The organism is Marivita sp. (assembly GCF_017643905.1).
GTDB lineage: Bacteria > Pseudomonadota > Alphaproteobacteria > Rhodobacterales > Rhodobacteraceae > Marivita.
Genome location: NZ_JAEPMO010000004.1, coordinates 1 through 18,267 on the forward strand (window position 1 = coordinate 1; position 18,267 = coordinate 18,267).

General features: G+C 61.6%; 18 protein-coding genes. 8 read left to right on the forward strand and 10 right to left on the reverse strand.

Translation table 11 applies throughout. The features are described 5' to 3' along the window. Positions 1-237 precede the first annotated feature (237 nt). The 4 genes from JJ869_RS01020 to JJ869_RS01035 all read right to left on the reverse strand — a co-directional run bounded on the left by JJ869_RS01020 (position 238) and on the right by JJ869_RS01035 (position 4,305). Positions 238-1,050, reverse strand: coding sequence for an arginyltransferase (locus JJ869_RS01020; protein ID WP_292264112.1), 813 nt, complete (start codon positions 1,048-1,050; stop codon positions 238-240). A gap of 74 nt (positions 1,051-1,124) precedes the next feature. Beyond that, positions 1,125-1,706, reverse strand: coding sequence for a TIGR02281 family clan AA aspartic protease (locus tag JJ869_RS01025; RefSeq protein WP_292264113.1), 582 nt, complete (start codon positions 1,704-1,706; stop codon positions 1,125-1,127). A 66-nt stretch (positions 1,707-1,772) separates the two neighbouring features. Beyond that, on the reverse strand, positions 1,773-2,396 hold the full coding sequence (locus JJ869_RS01030; RefSeq protein WP_292264114.1) for a MarC family protein: 624 nt from the start codon (positions 2,394-2,396) through the stop codon (positions 1,773-1,775). A gap of 55 nt (positions 2,397-2,451) precedes the next feature. Then, a complete protein-coding gene (locus JJ869_RS01035) occupies positions 2,452-4,305 on the reverse strand; it encodes an ABC-F family ATP-binding cassette domain-containing protein (protein ID WP_292264115.1) in 1,854 nt (617 codons plus the stop codon). A 175-nt stretch (positions 4,306-4,480) separates the two neighbouring features. Here JJ869_RS01035 and ndk point away from each other — a divergent pair, with 175 nt between their 5' ends. Further along, positions 4,481-4,903 carry a nucleoside-diphosphate kinase gene (gene ndk, locus JJ869_RS01040; RefSeq protein ID WP_292264116.1) on the forward strand — a complete coding sequence of 141 codons (423 nt, stop codon included), beginning with the start codon at positions 4,481-4,483 and terminating at the stop codon, positions 4,901-4,903. Positions 4,904-4,950: 47 nt separating this feature from the next. On the opposite strand, the gene JJ869_RS01045 is transcribed toward ndk, so the two are convergent. Both JJ869_RS01045 and JJ869_RS01050 read right to left on the reverse strand, forming a co-directional pair. Beyond that, positions 4,951-5,289: a TfoX/Sxy family DNA transformation protein gene (locus tag JJ869_RS01045; RefSeq protein ID WP_292264117.1), complete on the reverse strand. Its 339-nt coding sequence runs from the start codon at positions 5,287-5,289 to the stop codon at positions 4,951-4,953. Beyond that, positions 5,289-6,470, reverse strand: a complete 1,182-nt coding sequence (locus JJ869_RS01050) for a pyridoxal phosphate-dependent aminotransferase (protein WP_292264118.1) — start codon at positions 6,468-6,470, stop codon at positions 5,289-5,291. The genes JJ869_RS01045 and JJ869_RS01050 overlap by 1 nt, the downstream gene beginning before the upstream one ends. Positions 6,471-6,780: 310 nt before the next feature. Here JJ869_RS01050 and cysS point away from each other — a divergent pair, with 310 nt between their 5' ends. The 3 genes from cysS (at position 6,781) to JJ869_RS01065 (ending at position 10,754) form a co-directional block, all read left to right on the forward strand. Continuing rightward, on the forward strand, positions 6,781-8,163 hold the full coding sequence (cysS, locus tag JJ869_RS01055) for a cysteine--tRNA ligase (RefSeq protein WP_292264119.1): 1,383 nt from the start codon (positions 6,781-6,783) through the stop codon (positions 8,161-8,163). Positions 8,164-8,361: 198 nt separating this feature from the next. Beyond that, positions 8,362-9,981, forward strand: coding sequence for a citramalate synthase (gene cimA / locus JJ869_RS01060; RefSeq protein WP_292264120.1), 1,620 nt, complete (start codon positions 8,362-8,364; stop codon positions 9,979-9,981). Beyond that, positions 9,978-10,754 carry a squalene/phytoene synthase family protein gene (locus JJ869_RS01065; protein WP_292264121.1) on the forward strand — a complete coding sequence of 259 codons (777 nt, stop codon included), beginning with the start codon at positions 9,978-9,980 and terminating at the stop codon, positions 10,752-10,754. Before cimA ends, JJ869_RS01065 begins: the two co-directional genes overlap by 4 nt. Position 10,755: 1 nt before the next feature. On the opposite strand, the gene JJ869_RS01070 is transcribed toward JJ869_RS01065, so the two are convergent. Next, positions 10,756-10,998 carry a hypothetical protein gene (locus tag JJ869_RS01070; protein WP_292264122.1) on the reverse strand — a complete coding sequence of 81 codons (243 nt, stop codon included), beginning with the start codon at positions 10,996-10,998 and terminating at the stop codon, positions 10,756-10,758. A gap of 78 nt (positions 10,999-11,076) precedes the next feature. Continuing rightward, positions 11,077-12,315 carry an MFS transporter gene (locus JJ869_RS01075; RefSeq protein WP_292264123.1) on the reverse strand — a complete coding sequence of 413 codons (1,239 nt, stop codon included), beginning with the start codon at positions 12,313-12,315 and terminating at the stop codon, positions 11,077-11,079. An 89-nt stretch (positions 12,316-12,404) separates the two neighbouring features. Here JJ869_RS01075 and JJ869_RS01080 point away from each other — a divergent pair, with 89 nt between their 5' ends. The 3 genes from JJ869_RS01080 to JJ869_RS01090 are packed head-to-tail and all read left to right on the forward strand — an operon-like array spanning position 12,405 to position 14,421. Further along, the gene (locus tag JJ869_RS01080) at positions 12,405-13,145 is read left to right on the forward strand and encodes a precorrin-6A/cobalt-precorrin-6A reductase (protein ID WP_292264124.1); all 741 of its coding nucleotides are present in this window, start codon (positions 12,405-12,407) and stop codon (positions 13,143-13,145) included. After that, positions 13,130-13,759 (forward strand): DNA-3-methyladenine glycosylase 2 family protein, encoded by a 630-nt coding sequence (locus JJ869_RS01085; RefSeq protein ID WP_292264125.1) that lies wholly within the window; start codon positions 13,130-13,132, stop codon positions 13,757-13,759. Before JJ869_RS01080 ends, JJ869_RS01085 begins: the two co-directional genes overlap by 16 nt. Further along, positions 13,756-14,421, forward strand: coding sequence for an alpha/beta fold hydrolase (locus tag JJ869_RS01090; RefSeq protein ID WP_292264126.1), 666 nt, complete (start codon positions 13,756-13,758; stop codon positions 14,419-14,421). Before JJ869_RS01085 ends, JJ869_RS01090 begins: the two co-directional genes overlap by 4 nt. 6 nt (positions 14,422-14,427) lie before the next feature. Here the strand turns inward: JJ869_RS01090 and JJ869_RS01095 are convergent, their stop codons facing one another. Beyond that, entirely contained in the window at positions 14,428-16,227 is a 1,800-nt protein-coding gene (locus JJ869_RS01095; RefSeq protein WP_292264127.1) for a glycosyltransferase, read from the reverse strand. 204 nt (positions 16,228-16,431) lie between these two features. Here JJ869_RS01095 and JJ869_RS01100 point away from each other — a divergent pair, with 204 nt between their 5' ends. After that, positions 16,432-16,971, forward strand: a complete 540-nt coding sequence (locus tag JJ869_RS01100; RefSeq protein ID WP_292264128.1) for a hypothetical protein — start codon at positions 16,432-16,434, stop codon at positions 16,969-16,971. 12 nt (positions 16,972-16,983) lie between these two features. Here the strand turns inward: JJ869_RS01100 and mnmA are convergent, their stop codons facing one another. Continuing rightward, positions 16,984-18,123 (reverse strand): tRNA 2-thiouridine(34) synthase MnmA, encoded by a 1,140-nt coding sequence (gene mnmA, locus JJ869_RS01105; protein WP_292264129.1) that lies wholly within the window; start codon positions 18,121-18,123, stop codon positions 16,984-16,986. Between the last annotated feature and the right edge of the window lie 144 nt (positions 18,124-18,267).

Below are 18,267 nucleotides of genomic sequence, written 5' to 3' on the forward strand. Positions count from 1 at the left end.
CGTCGTGGGTTTCGCCCCCGATTTCGCCGCCTTCGGGAATGGCCATCAGCACCAGATGCGAGTTGTCGCCGGTCCAGACCACCTCGCGGAACTTGTCATTGCTGCGGGCCATCTTGGCGATGGGCATTACGAGTGTGTCTTTTTCAGCCATATCGGGTCGCTCATTTGTCGTTACCACAAGGGAACGTGCCGGGGCGTGAACTGTTCCACAGCTTCGCAGTATCTTTTGTCAGGCGGTTAGCTGCGCAAATCGGGAAGCGAGATATGGGCGACCTGTTCGGCAATCGGATCGGTCGACATCGGATGAGTGTCTGCCGAATAGCTGTCGGGTTTGCAGAACGGCTCCCACCCGCCGTGACGATACAGCTCCAGCCCCGAGAATGCCGATTTGTACCCCATCTTTGCGCTGCCGGGCACCCAGTAGCCGAGATAGACATAGGGCAACCCGGCCTCTCGGGCGATCTCGACATGGTCGAGGATCATGTAGGTGCCAAGGCTCTGCGCCGGAACGTCGGGCGAATAGAACGAATAGACCATGCTCAACCCGTCATCGAGCACGTCGGTCAGGCACACGGCCTGCAATTTGCGGGTGGCCTCGTCGGAATATTCGATCACACGCGACCGGATCGGCGTTTCTTCGACCATCGCGGCAAAATCGAACACGTCCATATCTGCCATCCCGCCATCGGCGTGCCGCGCATCCAGATAGATGCGGAACAGCTCGTACTGGTCCTCGGTGGCCCAGGCGCTGGTGGCGTGACGGCGCAGATGCGCGTTGCGCTTGATCGTACGCTTCTGGCTGCGCGAGGGGCGGAATGCCTCGACCGAGATTCGCGCCGACAGGCAGGCCGAACAATCCGAACAAGACGGGCGATACAGCACGTTTTGCGACCGGCGGAATCCTTGCTTGGACAAGCTGTTGTTCAGCTTGTCTGCGGCTTTGCCCTGCAAAGCCGTGAACAGTTTGCGCTCCATGCGACCGGGGAGATACGGGCACGGTTGAGGCGCAGTGACATAAAACTGCGGCGCAAGTGGCAGCGAGTGACGCATCGTGGACTCTTACTTCGGTATGACCGAACCGTATCCGAAGGTTTGTTGCCAGCCAACCCCCCAGAATCGGGGAATCAGCGTTCCAGGATCAGCCGACCATTGTTGATCTCGAGCCGGGCAAACCGGTTGAGATACTCCATGCCAAGAAGGGATTTGGTCATTTCGCCCTCGTTCACAAAGGCGCGTACGTTCTGGTCGTGAAATGGCCCCAACGCCACATCGGCCAGCCGAACGGGGGCGGTGCGCACCAGACCATTCGCGGTCATGGCTTCGGAATAGAAGATCACGTCTTCCTCCTTCAACCCAACCCGCGCCGCATCCTCCTGCGTCAGCACCATGCTGGTCGCGCCGGTATCGACGACAAACCGCACCGGTTCGTTGTTGATGTCGAGCGTCAGGTAGTAATGCCCATCCGGTCCGCGCGGCACTTCGATGCGTCCGGCTTCGGACATGACAAGCTGTTGCGGCTGAACCGTCTGGCGGATGTCGCCCCAAAGCCCGACAGCCGCGATCACACCAAGAAAGATCAGCCCCCAGACCGCGCCCTGCTGCAGGGTCTTGTTCAGGCTCTGGCGGTTCTGGACAAAGAACCAGAACACGATGACGGCGCCAAGCAGCACCAGATAGGCCAGATTGCCGTATTCCATCGCGGACATGCCTGCTCCTCACGTAACTCCAACAAACATGTAGGTCCGCGCAACCGGCTTGTGTAGGGTCGGCGATCAGCCGCCCAAGGCAAGCCCAAAACCCCGAATGCCGTCCAGCACAAACTGAACCGACAGTGCGGCCAGCAGCATGCCAAGCAACCGCGTCACCACAACGATACCCGTCTTGCCCAAAGCGCGTTCGATGAACGGTGCGCTCAGGAAAAGCAGGAAGACAATGATCAGCACCGCCACCATGACCCCAAGGACCGACGCCATGCCGACAGGGCCCTCTGCCTGACCGGCCAACAGGATGATCGACGCGATGGCCCCCGGCCCGGCAATCAGGGGAATTGCTATCGGGAACACCGACGGGTCGGGCACATCCTCCACATCAGCCTGGTCCTCGCGGCGTTTCGTGCGCCGTTCGAACAGCATGTCGAGCGCGGTCAGAAACAGCAGGATACCCCCGGCGATGCGAAACGCCGGCATGGAGATGCCGATGAACCCCAACACCTGCTCGCCCAGAAAGGCGAACAGGAACAACAGGCCAGCGGCAATCACGGTGGCGCGAATGGCAATGGCCCGACGCTGCTGCGCCGTAAGGCCCGGTGTGAGGGCAATGAAAACCGGAGTCAGGCCAATCGGGTCAATGACCACAAATAGCGTGACGAAAGCGGAGATAAGAAAAGCGGTGTCCATGCCGGACCGCTACAGCGCTCGCTTTCGTGTGGCAACCCGTTTGCGTTGGAAAGGCTCAGGCGTTTTCGGCGGCGTCCAGCTTTTCGAGCGCGGCTTCCCAAAGCGCCTCGGCGCGGCGCAGCCCGTCCATGACCTCGGCATATTTCTTGTTCCAGGTCGCCAGCTCACCTTTGCGGTTTGGCTCGTACAGCGCCGGATCGGCGAGTTTCTTCGCCAGCGTTTCGCGCATTTCCTCGATCTTCTCGACCCGCGCCTCGCATTTGCGGACCTCGGCCTTCAAAGCCAGCATCGTGTCGCGGTCCGGCCGGGCAGGGCGCGCGGGTTTCGGCTTTTCCGCCTTCACGGGTTTGTCCGAGGCCAGCAGCATGGCGCGGTAATCGTCGAGATCGTCCTCGTAAGGTGTGACATTGCCGTCTTTGACCAGCCAGAGCCGATCCGCCACCATCGACAGCAGGTGCATGTCGTGGCTGACCAGAATGACCGCGCCTGAATAGGCGGTCAACGCTTCCACGAGCGCCTCGCGGCTTTCGATATCAAGGTGGTTGGTCGGCTCGTCGAGGATCAACAGATGCGGCGCATCGATTGTGGCCAGCAGCAGCGACAATCGCGCTTTCTGACCGCCAGACAGCTTGCCCACTACCGTATCTGCCTGCGCGGCCATCAACCCAAAGCCCGCCAGTCGCGCCCGGTGACGCGTTGGCATCTCGGCAGGTCGCACCCGCCGCAGGTGGTCGAGCGGCGTCTCGTCCACATGCAACTCGTCCACCTGGTGCTGGGCAAAGAACCCGATGCGCAGCTTTGATGACCGCGTGATCCGACCGGCCATCAGTGGCAGCCGGTCGGACAACAGCTTCGCAAGTGTCGACTTGCCCTGACCGTTCTTGCCCAAAAGCGCGATCCGGTCGTCCTGGTCGATCCGCAGGTCGAGCTTTCGCAGCACTTCGGTCTCGCCATAGCCGGTGACACCGTTTTCGACCCTAATGATCGGCGGCGACAGCTCGTCCGGCTGCGGGAAGGTGAACACCCGCTTGGCAATCTCTTCCGGAGCGGCGACCATATCCATCCGCTCGATCATCTTGAGCCGCGATTGCGCCTGCTTGGCCTTGCTCGCCTTGGCGCGGAACCGGTCGACAAAGCTCTGCAAATGCGCGACCCGCGCCTGCTGCTTTTTCGCCACCGCCGCTGCCTGCGCCCGCCGTTCGGCGCGCTGCCGCGCGAACTGGTCATAGGGGCCTTGGTAAAACGTCAGCCGCCTCTCTTCGAGATGCAGGATTGCCCCAACCGCGCGGTTCAACAAACCCCGGTCGTGGCTGATCACGATCACGGTATAGGGGTACTTTGCCAGATAGCTTTCCAGCCACAACGCCCCTTCAAGATCGAGATAGTTGGTCGGTTCATCAAGCAGCAGCAGATCAGGCTGGGCAAAAAGCACGCCTGCCAAAGCCACACGCATCCGCCAGCCGCCCGAAAAGGCAGAGCACGGCATGCGCTGTTCGTCGTCGTCAAAGCCCAATCCCTTGAGAATCGCCGCCGCCCGCGCCTCGGCAGACCACGCGTCGATATCGGCAAGCCGCGTCTGCACCTCGGCAATCCGCGCACCATCGGTCGCCGTTTCGGCCTCGGCCATCAGCGCGGCGCGCTCAGTATCGGCGGCCAGAACCGTGTCAATCAACGACACTGAAGACCCGGGCACTTCCTGGCTCACCCCGCCGACCCGCGCCCCGCGCGGTACGGAAATGGTCCCGCCCTCGAGCGCCAACTCGCCCCGGATCAACCGGAACAGCGTGGTCTTGCCAGCGCCATTGGGGCCGACGAGGCCCACCTTGTGGCCATCGGGAATGACGGCGCTGGCCCCTTCGAACAAGGGGCGCCCGTCAACTGCGTAGGTGATATCTTCAATCTTCAACATGGCACGCCTTTATCAACGCCCAGTCGGACAGGCCAGCGCCCATATCTTCTCTGGTTCAAAATACTTCGGGGTTTGGGGCAGAGCCCCAAGCAAAGCCCGTCCAAGGGCTTTCCAACGCCAAACCCCCATGCTAACGGGCGCACCAATCGCAAACCAAAACCACGGAGTGACCAACATGGCCCTCGAACGCACCTTCTCGATCATCAAACCCGACGCAACCCGCCGCAACCTGACTGGCAAGATCAACGCCAAGTTCGAAGAAGCCGGCCTGCGCATCATCGCACAGAAGCGCATTCATTTGACCAAGGCACAGGCTGGCCAGTTCTATGCCGTACACGCCGCGCGCCCCTTCTATGACGAGCTGTGCGAATTCATGGCGTCGGCTCCGGTGGTCGTTCAGGTGCTCGAAGGCGAAGGCGCCATCGCCAAGAACCGCGAAGTCATGGGTGCGACCAACCCTGCCGACGCAGCGCCCGGCACCATCCGCGCCGAATTCGCCGAATCCGTTGGTGAAAACTCGGTCCACGGCTCCGACGCGCCGGAAACCGCAGCAGAAGAAATCGCCTTCTTCTTCTCGGGTCTCGAACTGGTCGGCTAAGCCACCGTTTCAGACGGACCTACAGGTACGCCGGGCTTTTGCCCGGCTTACTTTTTGGCAACGACGCCAATTTCGTCCAGAAACCGTTCTATCCCCGAAGGCACTGCATCCGCGCGTTCCGCGACCTCGGCCTTGATCGCATCGAACCTGACCCGCAGGGCTTTCTTTTCGTCCCCCTTGCAGTCATTCCACGGTCGACCCTGCAGCCCCATCACCAGCACGTAGTAGCCAATAAAGTGCGGCCGCATGCCCGACAGCAGCAACCGCCGGTAGCCCTCATCCGCCCCAATCTCCCGCAACTGTTCTGCCGATGTGATCCCTGCCTGCGCGCAAGCGGCATCCATCGCCGGGCCAAGGTTGCGGATCGACGAGACCGGCTCTGCCATCACGCAGCCTTCGCCAGACCAGCCGCAAACTCACAAAGAGTGCGTAGCGCCGCCTCGAACCGGCTGTCCTCGAGCGTCATCGCCACGCGGATATGACCCGCTGCCGATTGGCCAAAGCTTTCCCCAGGCATGACCGCGATGTGATGCGTCTCAAGCAGCGCAAAGGCGAACTCCTCGCCACTCATCCCCGTCGCGCGCACGTCCAGCATCACGTACATCGCGCCCTGCGCGGGGATCATGCGCACCGTCTGTTGCCCGGCCAGAACCCGCTCTGCAATGGCTCGCCGCCTGCGGAACGGCGCGGCAACCTGCGCTTCCAGCGACGCGCCCGCCCGCAAACCGAACAGCGCCGCGTCCTGAATGTAGCCGGGCACGCCATAGGTCGTGTTGGTCGCCAGATCGACCAGACAGGTGATCGCGTCTTCCGGCCCGACGATCCAGCCGATCCGGCTGCCCGTCATGGCGTGGCTCTTCGACATGGAGCCGATCACCAGCGTGCGCTCGTCCATGCCGGGCAGGGCGCGGGGGCTCAGATGCACACGGTCCCAGACCTGCGTGTCATAAACCTCGTCCGAGATCAGCCACATGTCCCGTTTGGTCACCACCTCGGCAATGCCCTCCAGCGTGTTGCGCGGATAGACCGCGCCGGTCGGGTTGTTCGGCGTGTTAATCAGCAGCGAAACAGCCCCTTCGCTTGCCGCCTCAAGCACATCGCGCTGCGGAAGGAACCCTTGCGAGGACCGCGTCGGCACGGTCCGTGGCACCGCCCCGACCGAGCGCAGCACGCCGGGATAGGTCGCGTAATAGGGATCGACGAACAACGCCACATCGCCCGGCATGCAGACCGCCATATGCGCCGCGAAGAGGCCCGCCTGTCCGCCGGGTGTGATCAGAACGTTTTCGCGTCGGGTCCGTACGCCGGACTGCGCTTGAACACGTGCAGCAACTTCATCTCGTAACGCACTGATTCCCGGAACAATTGCATAACCGGTGTGGCCGCCCACTGCGCTTTCATACATGGCCTTCAGAATCGATGGATCGGTGCGGATGTCATGCTCGCCGATGGTCAGTTCGGTCACCGGGATACCTTCGGCAATCATCGCCCGGGCGCGGTAGAACACGTCCCAGCCGTCTGATCCGTCGCCATTCAGGGTGGTGATACGGTGTGACAAAGGGGGCATGGTGGTCTCCGACTGATGCTCCCCAACTCCTGCCAGAGCCTAAGGCCCAAAGTCCAGATCGAAGCGCCAACATCCTTCGAAGGATGCTGGCCACGCGGTTTGAAAACCGCGTCACAAAGCCGTTTCGAAACGGCTTCCCCGCAAATCCCTTGACCGGACAGCCCGGACGGGTCTAACTGCGCGGCATGACCAATATCGCAACTCTCATTTGCTGCATTATCCGCTAATCCATCTGGCGGGCCGGTCTTCTATTCCCATATCGAAGTGAAGTTGCTACTCCCGCCGCGAACCCGGCCCGCGAGGAGCATCCATGACCATCTGGCTGACCAACACCGCCACCCGCAAGAAAGAGGAATTCACCCCTCTCGATCCGCAAAACGTGCGGATGTATGTCTGCGGGCCCACCGTTTATGACCGCGCGCATCTTGGCAACGCGCGCCCGGTGATCGTGTTCGACGTGCTCTACAGGCTGCTGCGCCATGTCTACGGCGCGGATCACGTGACCTATGTGCGGAATTTCACCGACGTGGATGACCGGATCAACGAAACGGCGCAGAAGCGCCGTGAGGCCGGGGCTGAAGGAACGCTAGAGGCGCTGATCCGTGAACGCTCGGACGAGACGATCAGTTGGTATCACGCCGACATGGACGCGCTTGGTGCCTTGCGCCCGGATCATGAACCCCGCGCGACGCAATATATCGACCAGATGATTGCATTCATCGAAGACCTGATCGCCAAGGGGCATGCCTATGCCGCCGAAGGTCATGCGCTCTTTGCGGTCGATAGCTGGCCCGAAGGCTATGGCAAACTGTCGGGCCGCTCTGTCGATGACATGATCGCCGGAGCACGGGTCGAAGTGGCGCCCTACAAGCGCAACCCGATGGATTTCGTGCTCTGGAAACCATCGACCGATGATCTGCCCGGATGGGACAGCCCATGGGGCCGGGGCCGCCCCGGCTGGCACATCGAATGCTCGGCCATGGCGAACGAGTTGCTGGGCGACACGTTCGACATCCACGGCGGCGGCAACGACCTGATGTTTCCTCACCACGAGAACGAGATCGCGCAGAGGAAATGCGCGGGCCACGGCTTTGCGCGCTACTGGCTGCACAACGAGATGTTGCAGGTTGAGGGCAAGAAGATGTCCAAGTCTCTGGGCAATTTCTTCACCGTGCGGGATTTGCTGGATCAGGGCGTACCGGGCGAGGTGATCCGGTTCGTCTTCCTCTCGACGCATTATCGCAAGCCGATGGATTGGACCGAGAAGAAGCGGGAAGAGGCAGAGGCAACGCTGCGCAAGTGGCGGGCGCTGACGGACGGCGTTGAACCGGCTGAGGTGCCTTTCGAGGTTGTTGAGGCACTGTCCGATGATCTCAACACGGCTGGTGTGATTTCGGTGTTGCACAAGCTTGCCGGGGAAGGCGATGCAGCCGGCCTGTTGGCAGGTGCGCAGATGGTCGGGCTTCTGACAGGTGACCTTGGCGGCTGGGACACTGTAAGTGTTGATCTGTCCACTTACGCGGATCGCCTTGCGTCTCTGCGAGAAACCGCGATGCAAACCAAAGACTTCTCCGCTGTTGATGCGATGAAAACCGCGCTGACCGAGGCCGGTGTCGAAGTGCGCATGTCCAAGGCTGGTGTCGAATTGGTCCCGGGAACGGGTTTCGACGCGGCAAAGCTGGAGCGCTTGTAATGTCCCTCCGCTCGACCCCCTGCGCCCAGCGGCACGCCGGGCAGCCCCCGACCGCCCCGTTTTGCCGAAGGCAAACCTGCGGTTTGACTGGCGGGGGCTTCTCCCCCGCCCGCGGCCGGGGGCTGCCCGTTGCGCTTAGTACCTCCGTAGGCCGGGCTTCAGCCCGGCATTCCCGCCGAAATTCCGCCGGATAATCCCATGACCAAAACCCGCCTGACCCTCTACGACACGACCCTCCGCGACGGCCAGCAGACGCAGGGTGTGCAGTTCTCGACCCCCGAGAAACACCGCATCGTCGAGGCGCTCGACGCGCTTGGCATCGACTATATCGAAGGCGGCTGGCCGGGGGCGAACCCCACGGATTCCGCGTTCTTCGAAGAGGTCGGCCACACGAAAGCCACCGTCACCGCTTTTGGGATGACCAAACGCGCGGGCCGCTCGGCCGAGAATGACGATGTTCTGGCGGCGGTCATGAACGCGGGTACCAAATCCGTCTGCCTTGTGGGTAAAACCCATGACTTCCACGTCACCGCAGCCCTTGGCATCACGCTTGAGGAAAACGTCGAAAACATCCGCGCCTCGGTTGCGCATATCGTGTCGCAGAAACGCGAGGCGCTGTTCGACGCAGAACATTTCTTCGACGGCTACAAGGCCAATCCCGATTACGCTCTGACCTGCCTGCACGCCGCATATGACGCGGGCGCGCGCTGGATCGTGCTCTGTGACACAAATGGCGGCGCGCTGCCCAGCGAAGTGGGCCGGATCACCGAAGCGGTCATCGCCTCCGGCATCCCCGGCTCTCATGTGGGCATCCACACCCACAACGACACAGAAATGGCCGTGGCCACAACGCTTGCCGCAGTAGACGCAGGTGCGCGGCAGATTCAGGGCACGCTGAACGGTCTTGGCGAACGCTGCGGCAATGCCAACCTCACGTCGCTGATCCCGACGCTGCTGCTCAAGGAACCCTACGCCAGCACCTTCCAGACAGGTGTTACGTTGGAGGCGCTCGAAGGCATGACGCGGATCAGCCGGATGCTGGACGAAATCCTCAACCGCGTGCCGCTCAAGCAATCCGCCTATGTCGGATCGTCCGCTTTTGCCCACAAGGCGGGGCTGCATGCCAGCGCGATCCTCAAGGACCCGACGACCTACGAACATATTGACCCAGGCTTGGTGGGCAATCGACGGGTGATCCCGATGTCCAATCAGGCGGGTCAGTCGAACCTGCGCCGCCGCCTCGCGGAAGCCGGGATCGAGGTGCCGGACAAGGACCCGGCCATGGCCCGCATCCTCGACCGGATCAAGATGCGCGAGGCGGAAGGCTACTCCTACGACACCGCACAGGCGAGTTTCGAGCTGCTCGCGCGGGATGAATTGGGCATGCTGCCCGAGTTCTTCGAGGTCAAACGCTACCGCGTGACTGTGGAGCGGCGGAAGAACAAGTACAACAAGATGATCTCGCATTCCGAAGCGGTGGTTGTCGTGAAAGTGGACGGCGAAAAGAAACTGTCGGTCAGCGAGTCGATGGACGAGCTGGGCAATGACCGTGGTCCGGTGAACGCGCTGTCCAAGGCGCTGGCCAAGGATCTGGGCCCGTATCAGGCGATGATCGACGATATGCGTCTGGTGGATTTCAAAGTGCGCATCACCCAAGGCGGGACCGAGGCCGTAACCCGCGTCATCATCGACAGCGAAGACGGGCAGGGGCGGCGCTGGTCCACCGTGGGCGTCAGCGCCAACATTATCGACGCGTCGTTCGAGGCGCTCTTGGATGCCGTGCGCTGGAAACTGGTGCGGGATGTGCGCCCGGCATGAGCTTTGACGCCGATCTGATCGCCTGCGCGCAACTGGTTGAAAAAGGCGATCCGGATCGGTTCGCCGCGACGATGGCTGCACCAGTTGCGGTCCGTAAGGTGTTGTTTCCTATATACGCTTTCAATGTCGAGGTGTCCCGCGCGCCTTGGGTGACGAAAGAGGCGATCATCGCCGAGATGCGCCTGCAATGGTGGACCGATGCGCTGGAAGAGATCGCCAGCGGCGGGCTGGTGCGGCGGCATGAGGTGGTGACTTCCCTTGCCCATGTTTTGGATGAACCTGCCTCGCGGGAATTACAGAAGGCGGTTCAGGCGCGGCTCTGGGACGTTTATCGCGATCCGTTTGAAGATGAGGCGGCATTTTCAAAATATATCGAAGACACCGCAGCCTCCCTCCTGCGCGCCGCGTCGCAAAGCCTGAGTGGCACCATGCCCGACATGCTGACCGACCTTGGCTATGCCAGCGGTCTTGCGCAATTCCTGCGCGCGGTGCCGGAACTGGAACGGCAGGGGCGCAGGCCCTTGGTGGATGGGCGACCGGAGGCGGTGCGCGACCTTGCCCAGCAAGGATTTGACCGTTTGGTAAAATCCCGGAAAGCCCGCGTTGGCATAAAAGCAGAGGCTCGGCCGATCACCTTGGCCGCATGGCAGGCAGGGCCACTCCTCAAACAAGCCAAATCCGATCCCCGCCGGGTGGCGAACGGTACGCTTGGCATGGCCGAAGCGTACAAGAAACTGCGCTTGGTGTGGTGCGCTGCAACCGGGCGCTGGTAGGTCAGAACGCCAAGGTCACGCTGCATCCCAGTCCGGTGGCCAGAATATCGGCAGGCTCCGCCACATCGTCGACCAGTTCCTTGAGAACGCCGATTCCGATTGCGGCCATGCAGCCTGCGGTCGGGTTTCCGGTTTCCTGTGTCACGATATGGGACACCGCCGCACCGGCGGCGAAATGCGCGGCTTTGTCGTAGTGCTGACAGGCAGCGAGTAGCGGCAGGGCGAGGATCAAAGATCGAAGCATGGCAGGCACCGTTCTGGTGGAAGGTGCCGGGCATTCTGACCCTAAATTCTGAAGAACATCTTAAGCCCGACGGGATGCTTAGACCGTCCGCTCTTTGGATTGGAACATCAGCCAGATCAGCGACCCACCCGCGAGCATCAGGAACGGCGCCATCGCCATGTTCACGGCGCTCCAACCTTCGACCGGGGTGCCTCCCGAACAGTTCAGCAATCCGCCCGACGCGAGCGAGGCCATGGTCACACCGCCGAAGACCAGAACGTCGTTCATACCCTGCACACGACCGCGCTCATGCGGCGCGTGGGCCGCGGTCAGCATCGCGGTCGCGCCGATGAAGCCGAAGTTCCAGCCAAAGCCCAACAGGATCAATGCGATGTAGAAATTCTCGATTTCGACGCCGTGCAGCGCGACTGCCCCCGCAGCAGCCAGGATGACCAGCCCCGTGGCGACGATCTTTTCCACGCCGAAGCGCACGATCAGGTGTCCGGTGAAAAACGACGGTATGAACATCGCCAGAACGTGCGCCGATACGATGTCAGCGGCATTGTTTGCGGTGTAGCCGCACCCGACCACGGCCAGAGGGGTCGAGGTCATGACAAGGTTCATCAGCGCATATGTGACCATCGCGCAGATGATGGCGACGGCGATGCGCGGGGTCTTGAGCAGCTCAAGCCGTGTGCGCCCCTTGGGATCGTCGGCATGGGGGGCTTTCGGCTTGGGAATGTCTAGGAACAGGAACAGGGTCGACCCGATCACGTTCAGCACGATCACCGCGAAATATGTGCCGAGGAAAGGCACGACGTACCAATCCGCTGTCGCCTTGACCAATTGTGGCCCAATAATCGCTGCGGCCAAACCACCGGCCATCACGTATGAAATCGCCTTGGGGCGGAACTCATCGGTGGCGGTGTCGGCAGCAGCAAAGCGATAGAACCCCTGCGCGGACATATAAATACCGGTCAGGAAACTGCCCAAGAGGAACACCGGGAAAGACGCGATATAAAGCCCGTATGCCCCGATGGCACCGCCCAAGGCACCGCCCAGCGCGCCCACGGCAAACCCGGCGCGGCGGCCATATTTCTGCATGAAAGCGGAAATCGGCGTGGCAGTCGTCATCGAGCCCAGAACGATGAGCGAAATCGGCAAAGTGGCGAAACAGATGTTCGACGCCAGAGATTGCCCCGCGAGACCGCCCACAGTGAACAGAATAGGCATCTGCGCGCCGAGTATGGCTTGCGCCAGGACCAGAACAAACACGTTGCGCTTCGCGCGGCGGTTTTCTGTGGTGGTGTCGGGGGAGGCGTGGTCAACTGTGCTCATGACAGCAGCCGTAGGTCCAAATTCAATTTCCTGCAAGTGTGTGCGTGCAACCGTGGCGCTTTGCCCAGCGGTTTTGTAATCGTTGGCGGATGAGGGAATTTGACGGCTCCAATTCCGCCCGTCACGGGCAGGTGGTGATCCTTGGCGGATCGGCCGAAGCGCGCGATCTAGCGATGCGCGTGGGCGAAAGGGCGCGCTTGTGGCTGCCTGCGCGGGATCGTGTGACCGGGCAGGGTGCGTCGGATCATGCGCTGCTGACAGAATTTTCCCGAACAGCCGATGCCTTGGTTCTTGCCCCGCATCCTTGCGACGTTGCGTCTTTGAAACTTGGCGCACGGGTTGCGGCACAGACAGGTGTGCATAGCCTGACATTGGCCCGGCCCGAATGGCGACCGACATCGCGCGACCAGTGGATCATTCTGAGGTCGGCACGCGACGCCGCAAGTCGTATTCCAGCGGGATCGCGGGTTCTTGTGACCCTTGGCCGACAAGCGCTGCCTGACCTGCGCGCGCTACGTCATGCGTACCTCTATGTCCGCCAATTGACCGATCACGACGACGCGTTTCCCTTGCCTTATGGCCGCTACCTGCACGGAACCGCGCCGTTTACAGTGGCTCAGGAAATAGCGCTGATGCGCAGGTTTCGGATCGACGCCGTGCTGACCCGCAATGCAGGAGGGCCGGGGGGCTGGCCCAAGATCGCGGCGGCGCGGGCACTTGGTGTGCCGGTCTACATGGTGGGGCGGCCTCGGGGGGCTGCGGGGCCGGTGGTTCAGTCGGTCGCTGAGGCCATGGACTGGTTGGAGACACGGCTGTGTTTGGACGCCTGATCGAAACGGAGGCCTGCGTGGCAGAAGGTGCAGACTGGCTGGCCAAGGCTGAGCCGCGCTTTGCGGCTGCGCTGGAGTTGACTGGGCCGTTGCCCCTGCGCCGCAGGCCGGACGGGTTTGGCCAACTCCTGAGCGCCATTGTCAGCCAACAGGTCAGCGTCGCGTCTGCCCGAGCGATATGGGCCAAGCTGGAGGAGGCGGGGGCGGTCACGCCCGAGGCGGTGTTGCAGTATGATCAGGACGGTTTGCGTGAGCTGGGCCTGAGCCGACAGAAGGCGCGCTATGCCTGTGCGCTGGCCGAAGCGGGGATCGACTATGACGCCTTGCGACAGGCCCGGAATGACGAGGTCATCAAGGCATTGACCGCCGTCACCGGGATCGGTGTCTGGACGGCTGAGATCTATGCGATGTTCTCACTCGGACGGGCTGACGTGTTTGCGCCAGGTGACCTCGCGCTGCAGGAAAGTGCCCGCGTTTTGTTCGATCTGCCCGAGCGACCCAAGGAAAAACCGCTGCGCCAGATGGCCGAGGCGTGGAGCCAATGGAGATCGGTTGCGGCGCGGGCGCTCTGGGCCTACTACCATGTGGCAAAAGACCGAGAGGGGATCGCATGACACGGGTGTTGAACGCCGAACGCAAGGAACCGCTATCCGGTGAAACCCGCTCTGCGGTGGTGTTTCTGCATGGTTACGGGGCCAATGGGGCCGATCTGTTGGGGCTGGCCGATCCGTTGGGCGAACACCTGCCGGACACGCTGTTTGTGGCGCCCGACGCGCCCGAAGCCTGCGCCGGGGCACCGTTCGGATTTCAGTGGTTCCCGATCCCCTGGATCGATGGCTCTTCTGAGGAAGAATCGATGGCGGGCATGGCGCGCGCGGTCGATGACCTGAACGCGTTTCTCGATGCGCTGATGGTGGACGAGGATCTGATGCCGGAACAGGTGGTGCTGTTCGGCTTCAGCCAGGGCACCATGATGTCCCTGCATGTCGCGCCCCGCCGCGAAGACGCGGTGGCAGGTGTGGTCGCGTTTTCGGGACGGTTGCTGGCGCCCGATCTCTTGGCCGACGAGGTGATCAGCCGCCCGCCGGTGTTGCTGATCCATGGCGATCAGGACGACGTGGTGCCGCCGCAATCCTTGCCGGAAGCGGCCGAAGCCTTGCAGAACGCCGGTTGGGAAGAGGTCTATGCCCATATCATGAAGGGCACCGCCCATGGCATCGCGCCCGATGGGCTGTCGGTCGCGCTCGCCTTCATGCGGGACAAGTGCAACCTCTGAGGCCGCTCAGGCCAGACCGTCCACCGCATCCGCCAGTTCCAGGAAATCGGGGTAGCGCGCCACGAAATCCGCGTGCGAGCCGGGAAAGCGCTGTGCAAACAGCGCCAGATGAGCGCGGCATTCCGTCAAACGGCCCAGCCGGCGGCTGAGCCAGATGCAGCGCACAATGGGGCGTTGGTCCTTGGGATGAAGGGCGATCTTTTGCTGGAATCCGTCATACATACCACCCAGATCCCGGCTCAGATGGCATTGGTTGATGTAGAGGTCCAGCAACCTGTCGCGATGTTGCGCGGGCGCTTTTTCAAGCGCGCGCAGCGCCTCTGCCTTGAGATCGCGTGCGGACAGGTCGAAATAGAACCGGTTCGCCACGAGGTCGTCGATCAGCCGGTGGTAGCGATCCTTGTAGCGGTCAAAGGAATATTGCTCGACCGAGGCGGCGCAGCCTGCTGCGTAGCGCTCGCGGTCGCCGTGGACCTTCAGAATGGCCGCTGCGATGGCGTCGATGTCTCCCGGTTGCAGCAGTTCGCCGTTTTCACCCGGATTGATCAACTCCCGTGGCCCGTAATCCACGTCGTAAGTGATGACGGGACAGTTGCAGGTGAGGGCTTCAAGCAGCGCGAGTCCGAAACCTTCGGTTATTGTCGGTGCAAGGGAAAAGAGGCTTCGGCTGAACACGTCGGCGGCATTGGCCGTGTGTCCCATCAGGATCACCCGGTCGCCGCACTCGTGGTGATCGATCAACTGCTGCAGCCGCGCCGCGCCCTGACCTGAACCATAAATCAGATAATTTGTGCCGGGGATCAGGTGCATCACCCGCACAAAGGCCTCGATACACTGATGGATCGGTTTGCCGGTCAGTTCGAGGCGCGAGACGGTGCAGATGTCCTTGCGTGTCGTGTTCGGTATTTCGACAACATCCGTGTAGTGCGGGATCACGCGAATGGGCGCTTTGTGGGCAACCTCGGCCTCCAGCCGTTCCTTGTGTACCCGTGTCGCCGTGATGATCGCATCGCCGTCGAACGCCTCGATCAGCCCGCGTGACCGGGGCACCACCTTGCCCGAACTGCTGCGGTGGTCGGCGTGAAGGAACAGTACCTTGCGGGCCGGGATCGGGCGCGACAGGTAGGCCGAGGTGATGCCGTCGATAAACACGATGGCGTCTTCCGGGAAATGCCGCAACGCAAGCATCCGCTGGTGCGCGACATCATCCTTGAAAACCCGTCCCAACGCATAATCCTCGATCTCGACCAAGGCCCCGCTCTCGCGCCGGGTGCGGCACCGTGGATGCCCATCGACAAAAACCACCTTGTCGACCAACCCGTCGCCAAACGCTTCACGGCTTTCGATCAAGCGGTTATCAATGTATTTCAGGCGCAGGTTGCGACCGGGAGTGTCCAGTAGATGCCGGGTGATCATCACTCCGGCAGGTGTGTGCTCTACGCTGTCCCGCATGACAGGGACTCCATCGCGCAGATAGACGGTGCGGTCTTTCGTTCCGTTCGATGTCTTGGCATCGTCCCAGTTGGGAAGGGTCGGGCGTGCTGGTGGTTCGACACCTTTCGGCGCGCAGAGTTCGTAGATCGACCGGTGTGCGATCCTTGCGTCCACGATCCCTGCGCGGACCAGCTCGGCGAACGCGATGGCCTGATTGCACCCATGTTGCAGGTTCAAGAGCGTGACCTGCGTCGCTTCCCGATCCGCAAGCAGATTCATTCGCGTGAAAACGGCGTTGATCTTTCCACCGCCCACGCTGGCTCCGAGCTTGGGCAGGATACAGATGATATGTGTGTCGCCAGAGGTGTTCACATTTGGTCGCCAGACATCTTACGTGCAGCAACTGTTGTTCAATCAACCAAAAGAGGCAACGCCTGCGTTCGACTTTTCGGACTCGACCGGCAGTTATTGGATGGTTAACGTAAGGTAAACTTCAACTTGCCAAGACGTTGCCGAATGCTTCTTTTCTTACTGCTTTGGCAAGTCATCACCGGCTCTATGTATCGGAGGTCATTTATGCCCAGCACGCTTGCCACATCGACACAATACAAGGTGTGGCGTGGTTTTCAGCCGGCCGTCGCGCGTCCGCCCGCTGTCCCATCAACCAAAATCACGGATCAGGTCGGTCTTGGTCTGGTGCGTTGCGCAAAAAGCCGATTAGATCAGGCTTTGGGCCGAGGACAGGGCAGTGATTACGCACGGATGAATTTCGACAATTCCGACCTGCGTGGCCTTTGCTTCGTAGCAGCCGACGAGGTCACGCAGTACCTCGCGGCTCAAGGAGAAAACGCGAAGACGATAATGGTCAAACCGGCCGGAGGCAGTGACCACTATTTCACGATTGTGAACAACGGCAACAGTGGCAATTCGGCCATCGTGGACGCCACCTGGAAACAGTTTATGGAAGGCGCGGCAGATAAGCCGTTTTGCCTCGCAGGCACGCTTGGCGCTATTCGCTTTGTCTTCGGCCAAAACTCCGAGATCGTGGACATCTATACCGCTGGCATGACCGCGCTCGGGCAGTGGGGCAGCTACAAGTGCTTCATGGATGACTAGGAAAGGCGCCGCTTAGCCGCGCCAGATCCAGCCACCGCCTAGGATGCGGCTGCCTTCGGTTTGGTAGAACACGCAGGCCTGACCCGGAGACACGCCTTCTTCCGGGGTGATCAATTCGACCTCGGCGGTGGTGTCCGACAACGGGCGGATGATCGCCTCACGCGGGGGGCGGGTGGAGCGGACCTTGACCGAGACATGCCATTCGGTCTGGCTGGTGAGCGGCGCATCGCCCAGCCAGTTGATCTCGCGCACCGGAATGGTGCGAGTGGACAGCAGTTCTTTTGGGCCGACGATCACCTGCTTGGTGTCCACGTCCAGCTTGACCACATAAAGCGGCTCTTCCAGCCCCCCGATGCCGAGACCCCGTCGCTGCCCGATCGTGTAATGGATCACGCCGTTATGCGTGCCCAGAACCCGGCCATCCGCATGCACGATCTCACCCGGCTCCGCAGCTCCCGGACGCAGTTTTTCGATCACGCTCGCGTAGTTGCCGTTCGGCACGAAGCAGATGTCCTGGCTGTCGGGCTTGTCCGCCACCTGCAAGCCGTACCGCGCCGCCAGTTCACGGGTCGCGTCCTTGGAGGGCAGGTGGCCCAAAGGAAAGCGCAGGTAATCCAGCTGTTCGGTCGTGGTCGAGAACAGGAAATAGCTCTGATCCCGGTTCGCATCCGTCGCGCGATGGAGTTCCGGGCCATGCGCGCCGGTCTTGCGTTGGATGTAATGGCCGGTCGCCATGCAATCCGCGTCAAGGTCCTTGGCGGTTTCAAGCAGGTCCTTGAACTTCACCCGTTCGTTGCAGCGGATGCAGGGCACGGGTGTGGCGCCCGCCAGGTAGCTGTCGGCGAATTCGTCGATCACCGCATCCTTGAAGATGTTTTCATAGTCCAACACGTAATGTGGAAAGCCCATATCTTCGGCCACGCGACGGGCATCATGAATATCGAGCCCGGCACAGCACGCGCCCTTCTTGGCCAAAGCCGCGCCGTGATCATAAAGTTGCAGGGTGACGCCAATGACGTCGTAACCTTCCTCGGCCAGCTGGGCTGCGACGACTGAACTGTCGACACCGCCCGACATCGCGACGACGACACGCGTTTCCGATGGTGGCTTGGCGAATCCAAGCGAATTGAGCTTTGGCGCATCAAGGGCCATTGGAAGGTCTCCAGTACGGTCAGGCTGATCCGGCGAAATATAGGTAAATCCAAGATACTCTCAACCCATGGCTTCACGTCACATTAAGGCTGCGCGGGCAAAAGTGCCGCCAAAGCAGGAAGAATTGGCTTGGAAAGGGCCGGA

What these genes read in the sequence shown, in the direction of transcription:
- cimA (WP_292264120.1), top strand. Translation starts at nt 8,362, where the DNA reads ATGACCAAAACCCGCCTGACCCTCTACGACACGACCCTCCGCGACGGC.
- JJ869_RS01025 (WP_292264113.1), bottom strand. Translation starts at nt 1,706, where the DNA reads ATGTCCGCGATGGAATACGGCAATCTGGCCTATCTGGTGCTGCTTGGC.
- JJ869_RS01030 (WP_292264114.1), bottom strand. Translation starts at nt 2,396, where the DNA reads ATGGACACCGCTTTTCTTATCTCCGCTTTCGTCACGCTATTTGTGGTC.
- ndk (WP_292264116.1), top strand. Translation starts at nt 4,481, where the DNA reads ATGGCCCTCGAACGCACCTTCTCGATCATCAAACCCGACGCAACCCGC.
- cysS (WP_292264119.1), top strand. Translation starts at nt 6,781, where the DNA reads ATGACCATCTGGCTGACCAACACCGCCACCCGCAAGAAAGAGGAATTC.
- JJ869_RS01045 (WP_292264117.1), bottom strand. Translation starts at nt 5,289, where the DNA reads ATGGCAGAGCCGGTCTCGTCGATCCGCAACCTTGGCCCGGCGATGGAT.
- JJ869_RS01035 (WP_292264115.1), bottom strand. Translation starts at nt 4,305, where the DNA reads ATGTTGAAGATTGAAGATATCACCTACGCAGTTGACGGGCGCCCCTTG.
- JJ869_RS01050 (WP_292264118.1), bottom strand. Translation starts at nt 6,470, where the DNA reads ATGCCCCCTTTGTCACACCGTATCACCACCCTGAATGGCGACGGATCA.
- JJ869_RS01070 (WP_292264122.1), bottom strand. Translation starts at nt 10,998, where the DNA reads ATGCTTCGATCTTTGATCCTCGCCCTGCCGCTACTCGCTGCCTGTCAG.
- mnmA (WP_292264129.1), bottom strand. Translation starts at nt 18,123, where the DNA reads ATGGCCCTTGATGCGCCAAAGCTCAATTCGCTTGGATTCGCCAAGCCA.
- JJ869_RS01075 (WP_292264123.1), bottom strand. Translation starts at nt 12,315, where the DNA reads ATGAGCACAGTTGACCACGCCTCCCCCGACACCACCACAGAAAACCGC.
- JJ869_RS01020 (WP_292264112.1), bottom strand. Translation starts at nt 1,050, where the DNA reads ATGCGTCACTCGCTGCCACTTGCGCCGCAGTTTTATGTCACTGCGCCT.
- JJ869_RS01100 (WP_292264128.1), top strand. Translation starts at nt 16,432, where the DNA reads ATGCCCAGCACGCTTGCCACATCGACACAATACAAGGTGTGGCGTGGT.
- JJ869_RS01090 (WP_292264126.1), top strand. Translation starts at nt 13,756, where the DNA reads ATGACACGGGTGTTGAACGCCGAACGCAAGGAACCGCTATCCGGTGAA.
- JJ869_RS01080 (WP_292264124.1), top strand. Translation starts at nt 12,405, where the DNA reads ATGAGGGAATTTGACGGCTCCAATTCCGCCCGTCACGGGCAGGTGGTG.
- JJ869_RS01065 (WP_292264121.1), top strand. Translation starts at nt 9,978, where the DNA reads ATGAGCTTTGACGCCGATCTGATCGCCTGCGCGCAACTGGTTGAAAAA.